This window comes from Citrobacter sp. Cpo147, assembly GCF_030332405.1.
Taxonomy (GTDB): domain Bacteria; phylum Pseudomonadota; class Gammaproteobacteria; order Enterobacterales; family Enterobacteriaceae; genus Citrobacter; species Citrobacter portucalensis.
This window is the reverse complement of the sequence record NZ_JAOWHX010000033.1, coordinates 129,272-149,119: the sequence shown is the minus strand read 5'-3', so window position 1 is coordinate 149,119 and position 19,848 is coordinate 129,272. Positions and strand designations below refer to the sequence as shown.

Genomic DNA, 19,848 nt, shown 5'->3' with positions numbered 1-19,848 from the left:
AGTGAAGGAGTTATGAAGAAAACTGATAGTGAACGCCTGAAACATGAAATTACAGGTTTGGCTGTGCTAGAAATTTTGCGAATGCATACAGACGTTTCGTTAGCTGCAGTGATTAAGCAATTGCGACTTATGCAGGCCAGTGAAATAGATAGCACACGCAAGCAATTAATTGACAGCGTTATCAATGATTTTACAAACATTAATCCGGGGAAGATAAGTAGAAAACCGGATAAAACCAGAGATGAGAGTGCTTTCAGTGCCAGCAAAAACCCTAAATTACATTAAAGATAATCTTCCAGACTATACAAGCGAGGTTACCATGCTTCATGAAATTAATGTCCACAGTGTAATGACGGATAAAGCTTTATCAAGTTACTTCCATAATGCAGGTGAGCTATTAGCAGATGAGTCTGCGGTATTGGGGCAGGCGGTAACAAATGTAATTCTTGCAGGTGATAATGTTAATAATAAAAACATCATTTTAAGCCTGATTGGTTCTCTGGAGTCAACAGTTGACGTTGTTCAGGCCGATATTATCAGAAAGACCCTGGAAATAGTGTTACGCTACACAGCTGACGATGTCTAAAAAGTCTTCATATTAATATAATATGTACAGCACCTTTGTTATATGCTGAAAGCACTCATGCTGAGCATTTTTTGATTAAGACTATACATAGCACCTTCTCTAGAACAATTGTGATTTTTCATTGAGGCCATAATGATGAACATCGTTCAGGAATACACTGGAAACGCAGAGTTATGGATTGATGATATTTTTATCAGGCAAGGGTTAAAGAATATTCTTGCAGATATCGTTTTTGAAGATGATAAGGCGCGACTGGTGTTCTTTACCGCGAATCACTTTAACGCGGTAAAAAGACAAAATTACGATCTGAGTACGCATCGTCTGGTACTGCTGATTGATGGTCATCTGTACAGATATCTCAATGATTTATCACTTTACAGACTGCCAATAGATGTTAGCGTTGCCACATTCAAACAATTTATTATTGATATTACTCGTTCTGGCGGTATACACGACAATCAGTCGGAACTAAATATTTCTCTAACTGCGCGAGATAAATATATTTTAACGCAGTTAGGGGAGGGGCGAACTATTGTTGAGATATCCGCCTTGTTAAATCTACATTTAAAAACGATTTACCAGGCCAGGCAGAATCTGATCAAGAAGCTTGGTTGTTCTGGGCTGATTGATTTTCAGGGAATACTGCGAGCGAAAATATTCCGTAACTGGCTGGAACATGCCTGAGTAAATCGACAGTTCGTACTTACTGTTGGGGGATACGACAGGGCCAATGGCCCTGTCCGGTATATTTTAAACTTCGCTACTCTGTCACCAGTTCATTTCCCATCTTCTGCTGATGATGCTTTTTGCTCAACGAGAAGTAGCCAAATATTAGCGTTATTACCACAATGCTGGCCATAATCAGGAAGATTTCCTGATACCCCACTTTATCAAACAACTTACCGACAGGCAGTGACAGCACGATGATGCCGATGGAACTGGCGATATTGAAGCCAATAAGGTATATCGTTGACGACAGGCGTTTATCAAAATTCGCTACGCTGAATTTAAACACTGAAATAACAAACAGTGGGACTTCCAGCGCATGGAGCATTTTAATCAAGGAGATAATATAGATATCGGTGAACAGTGCTGAACCCAGGATTCGACAGGTCATGATTGTGCCGCCCAGCAGCAATGCGGATTTAGGCCCGATGCGGTTAATCAGGAATGGAACCAGCGCCATACCGACGGCTTCCATAAAGACCTGTACCGAGTTGAGGTAGCCGTATACGCGTGGTGCCAGTTCAGGATCGTCAAATAAGCTGGCGTAAAACACCGGGAACATCTGCTGATCGTAGATGCTATAGAACGACCAGGTACCGACGACAAAGATGACGAAAAACCAGAACTGCGTATCTTTAAAGATAGTGAGAAAATCATTTCGGGTCAGCGCGTCGGGTTCAGGAGAGCGCGTTTTTACAGAAGATGGGGCGGATGAGTTGGTTTTGAACAACACGTTAATCAACAGGAATAATACCCCCATTACCGATACGCACCAGAAGTTAATGTGTGGGTTGATGCTGAAGAAGATACCACCAACAAATGTCCCTGCGGCGTAGCCAAGCGATCCCCACAAGCGGGCGGTACCGAATTCAAAGTTGAATTTGCGGCTCACTTTTTCGACGAAGCTTTCTACCAGACCACAACCCGCGAGGTAGCCAAGGCCAAAGAAAATGGCTCCCAGCGCCATACCAAGCTTGAAGTTGGAGGTCAGCAGCGGTTCGTAAACATAAATCAGGAACGGGCCGCTGAGCGTGATGACTATCCCCATCAACCAGATAAGGTGTTTGCGGGTGCCGAGCTTATCCTGCAGAAAACCGTAGACCAGCATAAACAGCATGCTAAAGAACTGGTTTACGGCATACAGCATTCCCAGCTCCGTTCCGGACAGGCCAAGTTTATTTTTTAGCCATATCGCATAAAAAGACCACCACAACGACCAGGCGGCAAAGAAAAAAAGCAGGTACCCGGATGAGTACCGATATTTGTCATTACTGAACGGCATATTTATCTTCATGATTTTTCCAATCCAGATCAGGTCATTGTAAGGTCTTTCTGATACGACGTAACGAGTTCGCTTTATTACGGGGTAATCGTTCTCCGTAGCGATGGTTGTGACTGAATAAAGCTGCTCAGGTGTTGGCTGTCGGGAAACGCGCTTAGCGCGCCACGCCGGGTGGTCGCCAGAGCACCACAAGCGCTGGCCTGCTCGATAAGTGGAAGTAGCGTTGACGTCGATGTGGGCCAGCCTTCCTCGGCGAGTGCCGCCAGCAACCCGGCCATAAAGGCATCACCGGCGCCAGTGGTATCGATACTTTCGACGTTATAGCCGCTTAAAGTTAGCCTGCTGTTTTGCCAGAAAGCGATAGCGCCGTCGGCACCGCGGGTGACGATTTTCAGGCGTGCAGGAAAATCAACCAGACGTTCGCGGGCGCTACTGAGACAGTTGGTCTGTGTTAGCCACAGCAGCTCTTCTTCTGACATCTTCAGAATGTCGCTCTGCCGGGCAAACTCGTTGACAAGGTCAAACATCTGCATCTCGTTGCTCCACATCTGCGGACGCAGATTGATGTCAAAGCTCAGAGTACCGCCGGTCTGTCGCAATGCGGCCATTGCCTGGGCGAGGGTGGCGCGGCAGTCAGGGGCAACCAGCGCCAGCGAGCAGAAGTGCAGAATATCGGCACCAAAGTCGGGCAGACTCGCCGGGCTGAGAAATTGATCGGCAGACGGATTGACCAAAAACTCAAACTGTCGCTCGCCGTTGGGAGCCAGTGAAACCAGTACGGTACTGGTGTGCTGATGTGCATCAAACTCCAGACTTCCTGTATCCACCTGCGCTGTTTCCAGCGTCTGATGCAGAAAGCGACCAAAAGTGTCATTGCCCACACGGCCAATAAAACCGCTGGCGCGGCCAAGGCGAGCGACGCCGATTGCCACATTGAAGGGAGCGCCTCCCGCACAGGCTTCAAACTGCATATTGTCGCGCGGCAATAAATCCACCACGGCGTCTCCGAGCGTCCAGATAGTCATTATTTTTCCCCAAAGCAGTAAGACGGGTGTTTATTTGGCGCTGAGCGGCCAGGCCTGCCCTTGATTAAAAATGGCGTGTCCGTTCTGGCTGAATAAGGTCAGCTGGCGATCGTCCGGTTCAGGATAAATACGACTGCTAAGGGTATATTCACCGTGATTGACAAATACCTCTACCGAGGAGCTGTCGATAAATAAGCGCAGATCCAGCCGGTCACCAACTGGCAGCGGCACGCTGCGATAACCAGAGAGACCATGCTGCGGGTAGCGACGATCCAGCACCAGACGCTGTGCCTGGCTATCGACGTAGATGCGCATCCCGTCACCCAGCGCGATACCATATTCTTCAGCACTGCTGCGGGCGATATCGAGGCTCAGTTCGACTTCAATAGCGTGCGCCTGCTCCTCTACCATCAGGGTGCGATTGTGCAGTTCGCTAACTGGCCAGACATGGAGCGGACCGCGCAATGATTCCAGTTCTTTAATTGGGTTCATACGCAGCCGCTGATCGGTATCGAGCGTCACCTCGCGGGGGAGGGTAAGCATGCCCGCCCAGCCGTCGGCTTGTTCTGGCATTGGCGATTCCCACATCGACAGCCAGCCAATCACGATGCGGCGCCCATCCGGGGTGGTAAATGACTGGGGGGCGTAAAAATCATGCCCGTGATCCATCTCCTGGAAGGCGTGGGTGACGTGAAAATGGAGATTATCCTGCCATTCGCCGACCATATAACCGCTCTGGAACAGGTTACGGCAATCGTATCCGTCTGCGGCGATGCCCTGCGGCGAGAACATGAAGACGAGCTTATCGTTGAGTGGGAAGAGGTCCGGGCACTCCCACATGTAGCCCATGCCGTCATCGGCCCTGCCGAGCGTGCTGGCAAACTGCCAGTGCTGTAGATCCTGCGAGCGATAGAGCTGCACTTCGCCCACGTCATCGACCCGGGCGCCCACCACCATGTACCAGCTGTCTCCCTCTTGCCAGACTTTCGGATCGCGAAAATGGTGTACGCCTCGCGGGGTATCCAGAATCATGCCCTGGCGTTCAAAGTGAATCCCGTCGGTGCTGGTGGCCAGGCACTGTACCTGATACAGGTTTTCCTCATTCGCCTCGCCGTCAAACTTGTGTCCGGTGTAGATCAGGGCCAGCTTATTGCCTTCAACCACCGCTGAACCGGAAAAACAGCCGTCTTTATCTTCCGGCCCTTCTGGTGCCAGTGCGATGGGCAAGTGCTCCCAGTTCACCATATCGCGGCTGCGCGCATGGCCCCAGTGCATTGGTCCCCAGACCGGCTGCCACGGATAGTGCTGATAGAACGCATGGTAGTAACCATCGAACCAGGACAGACCGTTGGGATCATTCATCCAACCCGCCGGTGGCGCCAGGTGATAGCGTGGATACCAGCGCGGGTTTACAAGGTCTTTCTGCTGGCTTAAGGCTTCGTTGGCTTTGGAAAGTAGTGACGTCATTTGCTTGTCCCTGTAAGTGAATTGATCAAAAGATAACGTTAACATTCTCGGTTTTCTCGCAGATTTGATGGTAATATCGATGTTAATCACAAAAGTTAACGTTAACATTTTGCGGGTGTTATCGAGATCGCATTTTCAGACCCCGGCAAAATGAACATCGGCGAAGGAGAGGGTATGGCATCTTTAAAGGATGTGGCGCAGCGGGCTAACGTCTCGTTAATGACCGTATCGCGGGCGATTAACGAGCCCGAACGACTACGGCCTGAAACCTATAAAAAGGTGATGGAAGCGGTAGATGCGCTGGGGTATGTCTCCGATCTCTCCGCTAAAAAAATTCGTGGCGCGAAAACCACTGCTAACACGATTGGGGTGCTGGCGCTGGACACCATGACTACGCCATTTTCCGTGGAGATAACGCTCTCTATCGAAGAGACCGCGCGGGCGCACGGTTGGAATAGCTTTGTGGTGAATATGTTCAGCAATGACAAGCCAGAGAAAATGGTTGATCTGCTGTTGGCACATCGCCCGGACGGTATTATCTACACCGCGATGGGACTGCGCCAGGTACCGGTACCGGAAAAGCTGCATAAGTATCGCTGCGTGCTGGCGAACTGCGAAAGCACAAGCGGCCCTTTCCCCACCTATATTCCCGATGATGAACAAGGGCAATATCTTGGCGTGAAAGCGCTGTTGGCCGCAGGCTATCGCCGACTGCTGTGCATCCACCTGCCGAAAGGAATTGTGGCGACCGATCGCCGTCGGGCGGGAATGGAGAGGGCTTGTCGTGAAGCGGGTGTCGACCCTGATGCAATGTTCCACCACTATCTTCCGCCGGGCGAGCGCCACCATATTGATGCGGCGGAGATTGCCGGGCATTACCTGAGAGGCGCGTGCCCGATGTTCGATGCGGTGGTGTGCGGTAACGACCGCGTGGCTTTTGTTATCTACCAGCTCTTGCTGGGGCGAGGGCTGCGCATTCCGCAGGACGTCGCTGTGCTGGGCTATGACAATATGGTGGGCACCGGCGAGCTATTTTTGCCGCCGCTATCAACGGTACAGCTGCCGCACTATGAAATCGGTCGTCTTAGCGCGCTGCATCTTATCCAGGGGCTCGATCACCGGGATACAGTGCGGGTAGACAGCCCCTGGCTTCCGCGCGCCTCAATATGAGTACGCTCACGTGGCTACTGCTGTTTTGCCAAAATAGCTCAGCCTTTTTGGTCATCGTGTTTGGTGCCAACTTTCAGATGCGCAGCAGCGGGAGCCTCTGAGATGCTATGAAATGAAAAATCCACGCAATTGCGTGGATTTTATAGAGTTTTACCGTTGTCATGAGATTCAGTCAAACCTCATGAGACAACAAAACTTATTTAGACGTTGAACAGGAAGTTCATGATATCGCCATCTTTGACGATATAGTCCTTACCTTCGGCACGCATTTTCCCAGCTTCTTTCGCACCTTGCTCACCTTTATAGGTGATGAAATCTTCAAACGCGATGGTTTGTGCGCGGATAAAACCTTTCTCGAAGTCGGTATGGATTTTACCGGCCGCCTGTGGAGCCGTGGCACCGACAGGAATGGTCCAGGCACGGACTTCTTTCACGCCAGCAGTGAAGTAGGTCTGCAGGTTCAGCAATTCGTAGCCAGCACGGATAACGCGGTTCAGGCCCGGCTCTTCCAGACCCATTTCAGCCATGAATTCTTCACGGTCAGCATCATCGAGTTCAGCGATGTCAGCTTCAACGGCAGCGCAAACGGCAACCACAACAGAACCTTCGGCAGCCGCGATTTCGCGCACTTTATCTAGGTATGGGTTGTTTTCAAAACCGTCTTCGTTGACGTTGGCGATGTACATTGTTGGCTTCAGCGTCAGGAAGCTCAGGTATTTGATGGCCGCTTTGTCTTCGTCAGTCAGCGTTTTCAGCGCGCGCAGCATGCCAGCGTTTTCCAGCTGTGGCAGGCATTTTTCCAGCGCAGCCAGCTCTGCTTTAGCGTCTTTGTCGCCGCCTTTGGCCTTCTTCTGCACGCGATGGATAGCGCGCTCACAGGTATCGAGGTCGGACAACGCCAGCTCGGTATTGATAACTTCAATGTCGTCAGCCGGATCCACTTTGTTATTAACGTGGATGATGTTGTCGTTTTCAAAGCAACGCACCACGTGGCCGATAGCTTCGGTTTCACGGATGTTGGTCAGGAATTGGTTACCCAGACCTTCACCTTTGGACGCGCCTTTTACCAGACCGGCGATGTCGACGAATTCCATCGTTGTTGGCAGGATACGCTGCGGTTTGACGATTTCGGCCAGCTGATCCAGACGCGGATCGGGCATCGGGACAACACCGGTGTTCGGCTCGATAGTACAGAACGGGAAGTTTGCCGCTTCAATACCCGCTTTTGTGAGCGCGTTGAACAGGGTGGATTTGCCTACGTTTGGCAAACCGACGATACCGCATTTGAATCCCATGTTTAAATCACCTTAATCTTTTGATATTCAACCTGTTATGGAAAACAGATTGTAGAAATGTAAATAACTTTGCCTATTATACACAGCACGCGAGAAAAATGCCGCACATCGCTGCTTATTGCGCTTTAAAGGTGTGTAACCGGCTCGTCGCTTTGGTCAGGCCGTCTTTGAACAAAATCTCGGTACAACGTGCCGCTTCGTCAATTGCTTCATCAATTAACTTCTGTTCTGAAACAGGCGGTTTGCCTAAAACAAATCCGACAACTTTGTTTTTATCGCCCGGATGGCCAATTCCAACGCGTAAACGATGAAAGTTGGGGTTATTACCTAACTTACTAATGATGTCTTTCAGGCCATTATGTCCGCCATGACCGCCGCCAAGCTTAAATTTGGCCACGCCAGGGGGCAGGTCTAACTCATCGTGTGCGACCAAAATTTCATCGGGGTTAATACGATAAAAACTGGCCATCGCACCGACAGCCTTGCCGCTCAGATTCATAAATGTGGTTGGCACCAGCAGACGGACGTCTTCACCTTCAAGCGTAACTCTGGAGGTGTAGCCGAAGAATTTCGGCTCATCGCGCAGGGGAGCGCGTAATCTTTCTGCCAGCAGATCGACATACCATGCGCCTGCATTGTGTCGCGTTGCCGCATACTCTGCGCCGGGGTTTGCCAGGCCGACAATCAATTTAATCGCCACGTGTTTTGTCCTGAGTGTTTCGATAAACGACGTGTAGTTTACTGTCTGACGCTGCTGTTGACAAAAAACTGCGTGCTTATCGCCAAAAGCTGAATAATTGCACAAATGGACTATTAGAAAATGAGTATGTTCAGTAGCTTATTTGTAAAGTTTTGTTGCATGAGTGTTTGTAATTGTGATCGCTCCCGCACTTGCGAACGGCAGTGTTGTCTATACTTTACACATAAGGATTAGGGGTATTCCCTGTAACAACCCAAAGTTCCGGAGGTGACACATGAAACGCAAAAACGCTTCGTTACTCGGTAACGTGCTCATGGCTTTAGGGTTGGTGGTGATGGTGGGTGGTGTTGGTTACTCTATTTTAAACCAACTGCCGCAATTTAATCTGCCACAGTTTTTCGCACATGGTGCCGTGCTCAGTATTTTTGTTGGTGGTGTCCTTTGGTTGGCGGGTGCCAGAGTGGGGGGGCACGAACAAATCAGCGATCGTTACTGGTGGGTGCGCCACTATGACAAACGCTGCCGTCGCGGTGATACCAATCATCGGCATAACTAAATAGCTCTCCCAACTCGGAGTGCGGTTGTTTGAACACAAAGTCCTGGTTTAAAAACCAGGGCTCTGCTTTTTCGTCAGTACTGGATTAAACGACTTCTACCTTTGGTGGCATACTACAAAGAAACGTTATTCGAATAACCGATAATGTAACGCTTTGATCGCGCTGTCTGCATTGTCAGCCGGTAACAGGATGCTCAGGTTGTCGTTTGACGCCCCATGGCAAATCATTCGTACCGTATGCTCTTCAAGCCAGGCAAAAACGTCTTTGCAAACTCCCGCAGCCTGTGTGAGTTGATTCCCCACCAAAGTGACCAACGCCAGTCCGGTTTCCACTTCCACACGACAGTGGGAGGACAAGGCGGTAAACAATGCGGTGGTCAGCACATGGTCTTCACCTGAGGTTGCATGAGTGGCGTCCAGCGCCAGCGCAATACTATTCTCTGAGGTTGTAACCAAATCCACCGCGACCGCATGGCGAGCTAAAATGGCGAAGGACTGCGCCAGGAAAGAACAGGAAGGTTGCTTCTCCAGACTGTGTAACCGCAACAGCGTCTGTTTCCGACGAACTGCGAGCGCACGATAGCGAGGTGGATTATCGGTGGTGTTGTGCACCAGCGTACCTCCGGCTGCAGTATCCTTACTTGAGCCAACAAAGACCGGAATGCTTTTACGCATTGCCGGGAGCAGTGTCGCCGGGTGGAGGACCTTCGCACCGTAGGCGGCCATATCGCTGGCCTCGGAAAATGAGATATGGTCGATTCGTTTGGCCCGCGGCGCAATGCGTGGGTCGGTGGTGTAGATCCCTGCGACGTCGGTCCAGATGTCAACGCGTGCGGCGTGAAGTGCCTCACCGAGAAGTGTTGCCGTGTAATCACTACCGCCGCGTCCAAGCGTTGTGGTGTGTCCTGCGGCATCACGCCCGATAAATCCCTGAGTCACCATAATCGCTTGCTCAAGACGAGGACGCAGGTGAGTCTCCACCTGGTGGTGCAGTGTGCCAAGCTCGGGTTCGGCACAGCCGAAGTTCGAGTTAGTACGCATCACACTACGGGCGTCAAACCACCCAGCCTCGGCATGCCGTTCACGTAAGACTTCAGTAAAAAGTAGCGAGGACATCAGCTCGCCATGGCTGACTAATTCATCGCTTAACGCATCAGACGGCGAAACCATCGCCGTTTGTGCAAGACGACGTATGTTGTTGAGAAGATTATCGATTTCCGTGCTGATAACGGACGGCTGCTTCAGGCGGGAAATAATGTTGTATTGAATGGCGCGTAAAGTCTCAATCTTATCTAATTGTTGATGTGTTTCCAGACCTTCAGAAAGCTCAACCAGTAAGTTTGTCACGCCTGCTGAAGCAGACAAAACGACTAAATGGACATCTTGATCAGCAAGGACAATGCTGGCGCTTCGATTCATCGCATCAAAATCAGCGACGCTGGTGCCGCCAAATTTGGCAACGACGGATGGTGGATAAATGCGAGTCATAACAATCTCATATCAGGGCGCCATAAAAGTATGGCTAGAAAATTTTCATTCTCGGCATAAGGGAACGAAGTTCGCCTTACGAAATGTCCGCCCGCGAACATTTCTGCTGACAACCCAGGGAATACCTGTTGTCGATAACGCGTGTCGCCTGTACGCGTTATCGGGTGCTGCGCATTAATTTTATCTACATAGCCTGTAAATAAGCGCGCCATACTAAGTGATTTATATTTAGGGATCGACTTTTTTATTCGATTTATCGACAAATAAGTGAAAAATCATGTCATCACAAGATATCGCGAGCATCATTAATGGTAAAAACGTGTAAAAAAATAATAAAAACACGAAAATCTCATGGTTTTTATTAGATTGTCTGCGTTGCAATTAGCTACAACATTGTTAATTAAATAGATATATTTCTTTAGGATTTAGTAATGGCAAATGGTTGTTACGCTTTGAATTTTAAGGGGAAAGTTGTTATTTTTAATGCCGAAAAATAAATGATTGAGTCCTAAGCTAAAACAACATATATTAGCCGCGCTTTTTTACAGGTAATCCTTATAACCATTTATTCAATCAGGTGTTAATCTACACCTGGTTGTAGGAGTGATATGATGACGGATAAAGTCCGTATTGATACTTTAAGTGCTAATTCATTACCACAGAGCAATGATACCTTTTTAGCAAGACAGGCTGAGTTTGAATCTAATGTCCGCAGCTATCCACGTAAACTGCCATTAGCGATCGCTAAAGCGCAGGGCGTCTGGATTACTGATGTAGAAAATAATCAATATCTTGATTGCCTGGCAGGTGCCGGAACCCTGGCGCTTGGTCATAACCATCCTGAAGTGCTGCAGAGCATTCAAAGTGTCATCACAAGCGGCTTACCGTTACATACGCTTGACCTTACCACGCCGTTAAAAGATGAATTCTCATCATATTTACTTTCTTTATTACCGGGTCAGGGCAAAGAATATTGCCTGCAGTTTACCGGTCCCTCCGGCGCAGATGCTGTTGAAGCGGCGCTGAAGCTGGCGAAGAAAGTCACCGGCCGTTCCAGCATCATCAGTTTCTCCGGCGGCTACCACGGGATGACCCACGGCGCGCTGTCCGTGACCGGCAACCTGTCGCCGAAAGAAGCGGTCAGCAACATGATGGCGGAAGTGCAGTTTATGCCGTATCCGCATCAGTACCGTTGCCCGCTGGGTATCGGCGGCGACGCTGGCGTCAAAGCATTAACCTACTACTTCGAAAACCTGATCAACGACGTTGAAAGCGGCGTGCGTAAACCGGCTGCCGTGATCCTCGAAGCGGTGCAGGGTGAAGGTGGCGTGAACCCGGCTCCGGTCGAGTGGCTGCAGCGCATTCGTAAAGTGACGCAGGAGCACGGCATTCTGCTGATCATCGATGAAGTTCAGGCGGGCTTTGCACGTACCGGTAAACTGTTCGCCTTCGAACACGCCGGTATTGAGCCAGATATCATCGTGATGTCCAAAGCGGTTGGCGGCGGTCTGCCACTGGCGGTGCTGGGCATTAAAAAGCAGTTCGATGCGTGGGCTCCGGGCCACCACACTGGTACTTTCCGCGGCAACCAGTTGGCGATGGCGACCGGTCTGACAACGCTGAAGATCCTCAAAGACGACAAGATTGCCGATAAAGTTGCTGCCCAGGGCGAGTGGCTGAAAGGCAAACTGGCTGACCTGCAGAAACGCTACCCGGTTATCGGCCAGGTGCGCGGTCTGGGTCTGATGATCGGCCTGGAAATCGTGAAGCCGAACGAAGCGCAGGATCACATGGGCTGCTACCCGGCCGATGGCGAGCTGTCCGCGTTGCTGCAGAAAAAATGCTTCGAAAATGGGCTGATTCTGGAGCGTGGTGGCCGCAATGGTTGCGTGCTGCGCCTGTTGCCGTCACTGCTGATCACCAACGCTGAGCTGGAAATCTTCCTCGATAAATTCGAAAACGCCCTGCTGGGCGCTGGCGTGAAGCCGGTTTAAACGGAGTTGGATCGAATGTCAGACGTAAACCCGATTCTGTCCGGCTCGGCGCAAAGCATTGCAGCTTATCAGGACGCTATCGAGCAGAGTACGCAAGCGGTCGTTGAATGGTTGAAGCAGCCTGAGATGTATAAGGGTAAAACCGTTGAGCAACTGCGTGAACGTATCAACCTGAATTTTACGTCTCAGGGCCTGGGCAACCAGGCCGCTATTGAGCGTGCGGTTGAATACTTTCTCAAAGACAGCTTGTTGGTTCACCATGCGCAGTGCGTGGCGCATCTGCACTGCCCGAGCCTGGTAATAAGCCAGGCGGCGGAAGTGCTGATCAACGCCACCAACCAGAGTATGGACTCCTGGGACCAGAGCCCGTCGGCCACCATCATAGAGATCAAGCTAATCGAGTGGTTGCGTGAGCAGGTTGGATACCCGGCAGGCGATGCGGGCGTATTCACCAGCGGCGGTACACAGAGTAACCTGATGGGCCTGATGCTGGCGCGTGATGCTTTCTTCGCTCGCCAGGGGCACTCCATTCAGCAGGATGGTCTGACCGGTGATCTGAGTAAAATCAAAGTGTTCTGCTCTGAAAGCGCGCACTTCTCTGTGCAGAAGAACATGGCGCTGATGGGGCTGGGCTACCGTTCCGTCACCCAGGTGAAGACCGATGCGTTTTCACGCATGGATCTGGCTGACCTGAAAGACAAGCTGGCCCAGGCGAAAGCCAACGGCGAGCAGGTGATGGCAATTGTCGCCACTGCCGGTACTACCGATGCGGGCGCAATCGATCCGTTAGCGGATATTGCAGCGCTGGCGGCAGAACATCAGATCTGGATGCACGTGGATGCAGCATGGGGCGGGGCGTTACTGCTTTCTGAGAAGTACCGTGACTTCCTGAACGGCCTTGAGCTGGCCGATTCCGTGACGCTGGATTTCCACAAGCAGTTCTTCCAGACCATCAGCTGCGGTGCGTTCCTGTTAAAAGATGCGCGCCACTACGAGCTGATGCGTTACCAGGCGGCGTATCTGAACTCTGATTTCGATGAAGAGGCTGGCGTACCAAACCTGGTATCGAAGTCGCTGCAGACCACGCGTCGTTTCGATGCGCTGAAGCTGTGGATGGGCCTCGAAGCGCTGGGCAAAAAGCAGTATGCCGAGATCATTGATAACGGTGTGACGCTGGCGCGTGATGTTGCTGAGTTTGTCAAAACCCAGCCGCATCTTGAACTGGTGATGGAACCACAGCTGGCAAGCGTGCTGTTCCGCTTCCGCCCGCAAAGTGACGACGTGGCATTTGTCGCGCTGCTGAACCAGCGTATTGGCGACGTTCTGCTGGCTTCTGGTAGCGCCAACGTCGGCGTGACCGAAGCCGATGGTGTCACATGCCTGAAGCTGACGCTGCTGAACCCTACCGTGTGCCTGGAGGACGTTAAAGTTCTGCTGGCGAGCGTGAAGGCAACGGCTGAGCAACTGCTGAACGCGTAAGCAATAAGCTTATTATAAAAAATGGCTCCCACGTACGGGAGCCATTTTTTTGTCTGTCATTTGTAATCCGGCGGCGTTTCGCCTGGCCGGGCTACACGTTAGCGGATATCTGCTAGCGCAGCATCTTTATTCGGGAAGAACGTCAGACGCCCGGCAATCGGCTGAATACCCGCGCGCGCCATGGTACGTAGCGGCTGGAATTCCAGATTACTGATGCGTAATTCACAACCTTCCGGCAGACGTTTTACAAAGCGCTGGAAAGCGTCCAGACCACCGGCATCCAGTACCGGGACCGCGTCCCACTTCAAGACTACGATGCGTTTACCTTCAATACGCGACTCGAGATCGGTAAATAATCCTTCCGCCGCGGCAAAGAACAGCGGACCAATAACGCGCAGCACCAGCACATCGTCCGGTACGTCTACGTTGACCGGCGCCAGACGCGTCATGCGCGCAATACGACGCATAAACAGCAGAGAGGCGAGAACGATACCGACGCTGATGGCAATAACCATGTCGAACAGTACCGTCAGCGACATACACATCAGCATGACAATGATGTCGTCTTTCGGTGCATGGCGCAGCAAATCCACGACTTTATGCGCTTCACTCATGTTCCATGCCACCATCAGCAGTAGGGCGGCCATGGCGGAAAGCGGTAACCAGGAAAGCAGCGGTGCAAGTACCAGCAGGGCGAGGATCACCAGAATCGCGTGGATAACCGCAGAGATTGGCGAGGTCGCCCCAGCGCGGACGTTTGCCGCAGAGCGGGCAATTGCTGCTGTGGCGGTGATGCCGCCAAAGAACGGTGCCACGATGTTACCCAGCCCCTGGCCAATCAACTCGCTGTTAGCTTTATGCTTGGTGCCGGTCATCCCATCGAGTACGACGGCGCACAGCAGAGATTCAATTGCCCCCAGCATCGCCATCGAGAAGGCTGCCGGTAACAGCGCCTGTAACGAGCTCCAGCTCAGGGTAAAGTTTGATTCCGGCATATTCCACGGCAGGACCAACTGCGGCAGCAGTTGTGGGATACCGTTACCCTGTGAGCCGTCAGCCAGAATGTAGTGGAACTGCGAACCAATGGTGGCGACATGGCCGCCGGTCAGGTTCACGATACCCATTACCGCACAGCCAGCCAGCAGCGCGGGAAGGTGGCCCGGCAGTCGGATCCCCAGGCGCGGCCAGAAAATCAAGATCCCTAGCGTCACTACGCCAATGGCGGCATCACCGAAGTTAATGGTTGGCAAGGCCATAAACAGCGCGCCAACCTTCTGCAGATAGTGCTCCGGGACATGGGCCATCTGCAGGCCAAGAAAATCTTTAATCTGCATGGTACCGATGGTGATACCAATACCCGATGTAAAACCTAACGTTACCGACACGGGGATATATTCGATCAGGCGGCCAAAACGAGCGAGGCCGAAAAGGATCAGGAATATCCCGGACATCAGCGTGGCAACCAGCAGGCCTGCCAGCCCAAACTGTTGCGACACCGGATACAGAATGACCACGAAGGCGGCGGTCGGGCCAGATACGCTAAAGCGTGAACCGCCGGTAAGGGCGATAACAATCCCAGCGACGGCTGAGGTATACAGGCCGTACTGTGGCGCAACGCCACTGCCTATTGCCAGGGCCATCGCCAGTGGAATGGCAATGATCCCAACGGTTATCCCGGCGATCAGGTCACGGGTAAAGCGAGAGGCAGTATATTTTTCTTTCCAACAAGCGTCGATGAGGGCGCGGAAAGGCATCACATGTGAGGAAAATAATCTGTTCACAATAATGTTTCATCCATGAGCGCATCATCTGTCAACTAAATGGCAGGTGAAGGAGGCATAAGTCATACAAATAAGTATTGCAGATAAAAAAACCCGCCGCAGCGGGTTTTTGAGCCGGGCTCGATTAATGCTCGAACATAGCAGAGATGGATTCTTCGTTGCTGATACGACGAATCGCTTCGGCCAGCATACCCGACAGGGTCAATGTACGCACGTTTGGCAGTGCTTTGATTTCGTCAGTCAGTGGAATAGTGTCACAGACAACGACTTCATCAATCACTGAGTTGCGCAGGTTGTTTGCCGCATTACCTGAGAAGATCGGGTGAGTAGCGTAAGCAAATACGCGTTTAGCACCACGTTCTTTCAGTGCTTCTGCTGCTTTGCACAGCGTACCGCCGGTATCGATCATGTCATCAACCAGAACACAGTCACGACCTGCAACGTCACCAATAATGTGCATCACCTGAGAAACGTTCGCACGCGGGCGACGTTTGTCGATGATAGCCATGTCGGTATCGTTCAGCAGTTTAGCGATAGCGCGGGCACGCACGACGCCACCGATATCCGGAGAAACCACAATCGGGTTATCCAGGTTCAGCTGCAGCATGTCTTCTAACAGGATCGGGCTACCGAATACGTTATCAACCGGTACGTCAAAGAAGCCCTGGATCTGTTCAGCATGCAGGTCAACGGTGAGGACGCGGTCAACGCCAACGCTGGACAGGAAATCAGCGACGACTTTAGCGGTAATCGGTACACGAGCGGAACGTACGCGACGATCCTGACGTGCATAGCCGAAGTAAGGAATAACGGCGGTGATACGGCCTGCGGAAGCACGGCGCAGCGCATCAACCATAACGACCAATTCCATCAGGTTGTCGTTAGTAGGGGCACAAGTGGACTGGATGATGAAAATATCACCACCGCGTACATTTTCATTAATTTGTACGCTGACTTCGCCGTCGCTAAAGCGACCTACAGCGGCGTCGCCGAGTGAAGTGTACAGGCGGTTGGCAATACGTTGTGCTAGTTCCGGGGTGGCGTTACCAGCAAAAAGCTTCATATCAGGCACGAGAAGAACCTCAGGCATGCGTCCATTGGTGGAAAGAATCTGCCGAAAACTGTGCGGGCCAGGCAGTATCCTCTCCATGCGGTGTATTAAAGAGCGCGATGCAACGTCTGGAACAGGGTGACGTTGTCACCGCAACTCAGCTTGCCCGGCTTACTCTTTATCTTTCGCGTTTCATTTGCGCTGGCATCAATTCCTCACACCAGTTACATACTGAAGTTGTATGCACCTGGCGATTCGTCGTTTCGCCATTTTCCTGAAACCCGAAGGATTTAGAGTAACGCTCTGTGCAATGGGGAGAGGTTGACGCCTTTCGCCACAAAGCCTTTGAGCCATTCCGGGGCTTGCTCAAGCACCTGGCGAGCACGAGACTCAGTGTCAAATTCAGCAAAGACACAAGCCCCTGTACCAGTCAGGCGCGACGGCGCGTATTCTAACAGCCAGGAAAGCGCCGCATCAACCTCGCGAAAACGTTTTCTTGCGATAACCTCGCAATCATTGCCGAATTCACATTTTAGTAACGTTTTTATTGACCTTTTTGGCGTGTTGCGGGGGAGGTCGGGATCGTTAAAAATCACCGGTGTCGGAATACTGACTCCCGGATGTGCAACCAGATACCACTTTTCCTCAGGCTCGACCGGCGTCAGAATTTCGCCAACACCTTCGGCAAAGGCCGCATGGCCGCGCACGAATACGGGAACATCCGCCCCCAGCGTTAAGCCGAGTGCCGCCAGTTCATCAACCGAAAGTCCGCACTGCCAGAGATGATTCAGCGCCACCAGAACGGTTGCCGCATTAGACGAACCTCCGCCAAGACCGCCGCCCATCGGCAGGCGTTTGTCGATACTGATGTCCGCACCACTCCCTTTGGGAAGGCGATTGCTTTCAGATGCCGCTTTCATCAGCGAACGTGCCGCACGGACGATCAGATTGTCTTCATGCGCAACGCCTTCCACTGGGGTTAACAGGTGAATTTCGCCGTCGCTACGCGGTGTAATATCTATCGTGTCGCCATAATCAAGAAACTGAAATAAGGTCTGCAGCGTGTGGTAACCGTCCGCACGCTGTCCGGTGATGTATAAAAACAAATTCAGTTTTGCCGGAGAGGGCCAATGGGTCATCATTTCACAATCCAGTTATCCATTTTCAGCTTAATACGCTGGGAACCGTCGGACAGCTCCATGTTTGCTGGCATCGCAGGCTGGGTTTTGCTGTCGTAGGCGCTATAGACCACTTTCCAGTTTTTACCGTCTTTGCTGTAGTTCACTTCACTCAGACGATATTGGTCGTCGAGCTTATAATCGGTGGCGTCACCTGGCAGACCAAGGATCCATTGGCGCAAGCTGTTTAATGGGATAGGCATGCCGGTCAGTTTGCCAATCATCTCTTCAGCGTCGTCGGCGGTGTAATGCTTGCCTTTGTTATCGACCAGTTCGACGTTGCCAGGCTGCGCATTAAGTTCCAGTTCCGTGCTGCCCAGTGGGTTGGTCAGCAGGAGACGATAGCGATCCTGACCGGTTTGCTGCCAGAAAAAGCGGGCATACACTTTCTGTTGATCGGAAATATAGGCAAACGCACCACGCGTCTGATACTGGTTCAGGGCGCGAACTTCCTGTTGGTGCTGGCGCCACTGCGGAGAATCGGGGCTTTTACCGGGACCTTTAGGCGCGTTGAGCGTACAGGCAGTAAGAACCAGGGCCGCCAGCGGCAGCAGGCGAATCAGGCGAAAATCAGGCAGGGTCATAATGATGACAAATCCTTGAGATACGTTGCAGTTATAACTCTTAATGCTAGCGCCGCCATCAGACATCGTCTACGTTCAAGTTATCTTAAATCGCTTAAATTTGTGCACTAAGCTATTACTCCAAAAGGGGTCAGTCTCTTTTATTGACCGCACGCATCCTGTATGATGCACCCAGTCTAACCTTATCAACGCTGGTACTATTCCCGCACACATGACCCTTTTAGCGCTTGGTATTAACCATAAAACGGCACCTGTATCGCTGCGAGAACGCGTAACGTTTTCGCCGGATACGCTCGATCAGGCGCTGGACAGCCTGCTCGCGCAGCCAATGGTGCAGGGCGGGGTAGTGCTGTCGACGTGTAACCGCACGGAGCTGTATCTCAGCGTTGAAGAGCAGGATAACCTGCAAGAAGCGCTGGTTCGCTGGCTGTGTGAATACCATAACCTCAATGAAGAAGATCTGCGCAACAGCTTGTACTGGCACCAGGACAACGACGCAGTCAGTCATTTGATGCGTGTTGCCAGCGGTCTGGATTCACTGGTGCTCGGTGAACCGCAAATTCTGGGGCAGGTGAAAAAAGCGTTTGCGGATTCGCAAAAAGGTCACCTGAACGCCAGTGCGCTGGAACGCATGTTCCAGAAATCATTCTCTGTCGCAAAACGTGTACGTACAGAAACTGACATCGGCGCCAGCGCCGTGTCGGTGGCGTTTGCCGCCTGTACCCTGGCGCGGCAGATATTTGAATCGCTCTCCACGGTAACCGTGCTGTTAGTCGGTGCGGGCGAAACCATTGAGCTGGTAGCGCGACATCTGCGCGAGCACAAAGTCAAGAAGATGATCATCGCCAACCGCACTCGCGAGCGTGCGCAGGTGTTGGCGGATGAAGTCGGCGCCGAGGTGATTTCACTGAGTGATATAGACGCGCGTTTACAGGATGCCGATATCATTATCAGTTCTACCGCCAGTCCGCTGCCGATTATCGGCAAAGGAATGGTGGAACGTGCGCTTAAAAACCGCCGCAATCAGCCTATGTTGCTGGTGGATATCGCCGTACCGCGCGATGTCGAGCCGGAAGTGGGTAAATTGTCTAACGCCTATCTGTACAGCGTTGATGACCTGCAAAGCATTATTTCGCATAACCTGGCCCAGCGCAAAGCGGCGGCGGTGGAAGCCGAAACGATAGTGGAGCAGGAAGCCAGCGAGTTTATGGCCTGGCTACGCGCCCAGGGCGCAAGCGACACTATCCGCGAGTATCGCAGTCAGTCAGAACAGATCCGTGATGAACTGACCGCCAAAGCGTTGGCTGCTCTTCAACAGGGCGGTGATGCGCAAGCCATTATGCAGGATCTGGCCTGGAAACTGACCAATCGCCTGATTCATGCACCAACCAAATCACTTCAACAGGCCGCCCGTGACGGGGATAGTGAACGCCTGAATATTCTGCGCGACAGCCTCGGGCTGGAGTAGCAGCACACCAATCTTATT

The 19,848-nt window shown here is 51.8% G+C and carries 18 protein-coding genes; 8 read left to right on the top strand and 10 right to left on the bottom strand.

Going from position 1 to position 19,848, the window contains the following annotated elements; translation table 11 throughout:
- Positions 1 to 12: 12 nt before the first annotated feature.
- From OGY06_RS12735 to OGY06_RS12725, 3 genes are all read left to right on the top strand, one after another.
- Positions 13 to 285, top strand: coding sequence for a hypothetical protein (locus OGY06_RS12735; RefSeq protein WP_003833498.1), 273 nt, complete (start codon positions 13 to 15; stop codon positions 283 to 285).
- A gap of 34 nt (positions 286 to 319) precedes the next feature.
- On the top strand, positions 320 to 586 hold the full coding sequence (locus tag OGY06_RS12730) for a biofilm/acid-resistance regulator YmgB/AriR (protein WP_148361892.1): 267 nt from the start codon (positions 320 to 322) through the stop codon (positions 584 to 586).
- Positions 587 to 718: 132 nt separating this feature from the next.
- A complete protein-coding gene (locus OGY06_RS12725; protein ID WP_003833493.1) occupies positions 719 to 1,270 on the top strand; it encodes a LuxR C-terminal-related transcriptional regulator in 552 nt (183 codons plus the stop codon).
- Positions 1,271 to 1,346: 76 nt separating this feature from the next.
- Here the strand turns inward: OGY06_RS12725 and OGY06_RS12720 are convergent, their stop codons facing one another.
- The 3 genes from OGY06_RS12720 to OGY06_RS12710 all read right to left on the bottom strand — a co-directional run bounded on the left by OGY06_RS12720 (position 1,347) and on the right by OGY06_RS12710 (position 5,086).
- Positions 1,347 to 2,606 (bottom strand): MFS transporter, encoded by a 1,260-nt coding sequence (locus OGY06_RS12720; RefSeq protein WP_193134056.1) that lies wholly within the window; start codon positions 2,604 to 2,606, stop codon positions 1,347 to 1,349.
- 65 nt (positions 2,607 to 2,671) lie between these two features.
- Positions 2,672 to 3,619: a PfkB family carbohydrate kinase gene (locus OGY06_RS12715; protein WP_197385819.1), complete on the bottom strand. Its 948-nt coding sequence runs from the start codon at positions 3,617 to 3,619 to the stop codon at positions 2,672 to 2,674.
- A gap of 30 nt (positions 3,620 to 3,649) precedes the next feature.
- Positions 3,650 to 5,086 carry a glycoside hydrolase family 32 protein gene (locus OGY06_RS12710; RefSeq protein WP_003833486.1) on the bottom strand — a complete coding sequence of 479 codons (1,437 nt, stop codon included), beginning with the start codon at positions 5,084 to 5,086 and terminating at the stop codon, positions 3,650 to 3,652.
- Positions 5,087 to 5,260: 174 nt separating this feature from the next.
- On the opposite strand from OGY06_RS12710, the gene OGY06_RS12705 reads away from it, so the two are divergent.
- The gene (locus tag OGY06_RS12705) at positions 5,261 to 6,256 is read left to right on the top strand and encodes a LacI family DNA-binding transcriptional regulator (protein ID WP_003833484.1); all 996 of its coding nucleotides are present in this window, start codon (positions 5,261 to 5,263) and stop codon (positions 6,254 to 6,256) included.
- Positions 6,257 to 6,456: 200 nt separating this feature from the next.
- Here the strand turns inward: OGY06_RS12705 and ychF are convergent, their stop codons facing one another.
- Complete coding sequence (gene ychF, locus OGY06_RS12700; protein WP_003020818.1) at positions 6,457 to 7,551, bottom strand: redox-regulated ATPase YchF; 1,095 nt, start codon at positions 7,549 to 7,551, stop codon at positions 6,457 to 6,459.
- Between the two features lie 115 nt (positions 7,552 to 7,666).
- Positions 7,667 to 8,251, bottom strand: a complete 585-nt coding sequence (gene pth / locus OGY06_RS12695; protein WP_003020814.1) for an aminoacyl-tRNA hydrolase — start codon at positions 8,249 to 8,251, stop codon at positions 7,667 to 7,669.
- 274 nt (positions 8,252 to 8,525) lie between these two features.
- Here pth and ychH point away from each other — a divergent pair, with 274 nt between their 5' ends.
- Positions 8,526 to 8,807 (top strand): stress-induced protein YchH, encoded by a 282-nt coding sequence (gene ychH, locus OGY06_RS12690; protein WP_003833480.1) that lies wholly within the window; start codon positions 8,526 to 8,528, stop codon positions 8,805 to 8,807.
- Positions 8,808 to 8,933: 126 nt separating this feature from the next.
- On the opposite strand, the gene lysC is transcribed toward ychH, so the two are convergent.
- Positions 8,934 to 10,295, bottom strand: coding sequence for a lysine-sensitive aspartokinase 3 (gene lysC / locus OGY06_RS12685; protein ID WP_267391805.1), 1,362 nt, complete (start codon positions 10,293 to 10,295; stop codon positions 8,934 to 8,936).
- A gap of 608 nt (positions 10,296 to 10,903) precedes the next feature.
- On the opposite strand from lysC, the gene OGY06_RS12680 reads away from it, so the two are divergent.
- Together OGY06_RS12680 and OGY06_RS12675 are read left to right on the top strand one after the other, a co-directional pair.
- Positions 10,904 to 12,289 carry a diaminobutyrate--2-oxoglutarate transaminase gene (locus OGY06_RS12680; RefSeq protein ID WP_008784983.1) on the top strand — a complete coding sequence of 462 codons (1,386 nt, stop codon included), beginning with the start codon at positions 10,904 to 10,906 and terminating at the stop codon, positions 12,287 to 12,289.
- A gap of 15 nt (positions 12,290 to 12,304) precedes the next feature.
- Positions 12,305 to 13,768: a pyridoxal phosphate-dependent decarboxylase family protein gene (locus OGY06_RS12675; RefSeq protein WP_063940840.1), complete on the top strand. Its 1,464-nt coding sequence runs from the start codon at positions 12,305 to 12,307 to the stop codon at positions 13,766 to 13,768.
- Positions 13,769 to 13,866: 98 nt separating this feature from the next.
- Here OGY06_RS12675 and dauA read toward each other — a convergent pair whose 3' ends face one another.
- From dauA to lolB, 4 genes are all read right to left on the bottom strand, one after another.
- A complete protein-coding gene (gene dauA / locus OGY06_RS12670; RefSeq protein WP_071692414.1) occupies positions 13,867 to 15,549 on the bottom strand; it encodes a C4-dicarboxylic acid transporter DauA in 1,683 nt (560 codons plus the stop codon).
- A gap of 124 nt (positions 15,550 to 15,673) precedes the next feature.
- The gene (gene prs / locus OGY06_RS12665) at positions 15,674 to 16,621 is read right to left on the bottom strand and encodes a ribose-phosphate diphosphokinase (RefSeq protein WP_001518537.1); all 948 of its coding nucleotides are present in this window, start codon (positions 16,619 to 16,621) and stop codon (positions 15,674 to 15,676) included.
- 269 nt (positions 16,622 to 16,890) lie between these two features.
- Positions 16,891 to 17,742 (bottom strand): 4-(cytidine 5'-diphospho)-2-C-methyl-D-erythritol kinase, encoded by an 852-nt coding sequence (gene ispE, locus OGY06_RS12660; protein ID WP_003833423.1) that lies wholly within the window; start codon positions 17,740 to 17,742, stop codon positions 16,891 to 16,893.
- Positions 17,739 to 18,362, bottom strand: a complete 624-nt coding sequence (gene lolB, locus OGY06_RS12655) for a lipoprotein insertase outer membrane protein LolB (protein ID WP_003833422.1) — start codon at positions 18,360 to 18,362, stop codon at positions 17,739 to 17,741. The genes ispE and lolB overlap by 4 nt, the downstream gene beginning before the upstream one ends.
- A 211-nt stretch (positions 18,363 to 18,573) precedes the next feature.
- On the opposite strand from lolB, the gene hemA reads away from it, so the two are divergent.
- On the top strand, positions 18,574 to 19,830 hold the full coding sequence (hemA, locus tag OGY06_RS12650) for a glutamyl-tRNA reductase (RefSeq protein ID WP_003833420.1): 1,257 nt from the start codon (positions 18,574 to 18,576) through the stop codon (positions 19,828 to 19,830).
- Positions 19,831 to 19,848 lie beyond the last annotated feature (18 nt).

Excerpts from the sequence above, each read along its gene's own strand:
- ispE (WP_003833423.1), bottom strand. The coding sequence starts at position 17,742 with ATGATGACCCATTGGCCCTCTCCGGCAAAACTGAATTTGTTTTTATAC.
- OGY06_RS12680 (WP_008784983.1), top strand. The coding sequence starts at position 10,904 with ATGATGACGGATAAAGTCCGTATTGATACTTTAAGTGCTAATTCATTA.
- ychH (WP_003833480.1), top strand. The coding sequence starts at position 8,526 with ATGAAACGCAAAAACGCTTCGTTACTCGGTAACGTGCTCATGGCTTTA.
- ychF (WP_003020818.1), bottom strand. The coding sequence starts at position 7,551 with ATGGGATTCAAATGCGGTATCGTCGGTTTGCCAAACGTAGGCAAATCC.
- OGY06_RS12720 (WP_193134056.1), bottom strand. The coding sequence starts at position 2,606 with ATGAAGATAAATATGCCGTTCAGTAATGACAAATATCGGTACTCATCC.
- OGY06_RS12675 (WP_063940840.1), top strand. The coding sequence starts at position 12,305 with ATGTCAGACGTAAACCCGATTCTGTCCGGCTCGGCGCAAAGCATTGCA.
- OGY06_RS12735 (WP_003833498.1), top strand. The coding sequence starts at position 13 with ATGAAGAAAACTGATAGTGAACGCCTGAAACATGAAATTACAGGTTTG.
- OGY06_RS12725 (WP_003833493.1), top strand. The coding sequence starts at position 719 with ATGATGAACATCGTTCAGGAATACACTGGAAACGCAGAGTTATGGATT.
- OGY06_RS12730 (WP_148361892.1), top strand. The coding sequence starts at position 320 with ATGCTTCATGAAATTAATGTCCACAGTGTAATGACGGATAAAGCTTTA.
- lolB (WP_003833422.1), bottom strand. The coding sequence starts at position 18,362 with ATGACCCTGCCTGATTTTCGCCTGATTCGCCTGCTGCCGCTGGCGGCC.
- OGY06_RS12705 (WP_003833484.1), top strand. The coding sequence starts at position 5,261 with ATGGCATCTTTAAAGGATGTGGCGCAGCGGGCTAACGTCTCGTTAATG.
- OGY06_RS12710 (WP_003833486.1), bottom strand. The coding sequence starts at position 5,086 with ATGACGTCACTACTTTCCAAAGCCAACGAAGCCTTAAGCCAGCAGAAA.
- lysC (WP_267391805.1), bottom strand. The coding sequence starts at position 10,295 with ATGACTCGCATTTATCCACCATCCGTCGTTGCCAAATTTGGCGGCACC.
- hemA (WP_003833420.1), top strand. The coding sequence starts at position 18,574 with ATGACCCTTTTAGCGCTTGGTATTAACCATAAAACGGCACCTGTATCG.
- OGY06_RS12715 (WP_197385819.1), bottom strand. The coding sequence starts at position 3,619 with ATGACTATCTGGACGCTCGGAGACGCCGTGGTGGATTTATTGCCGCGC.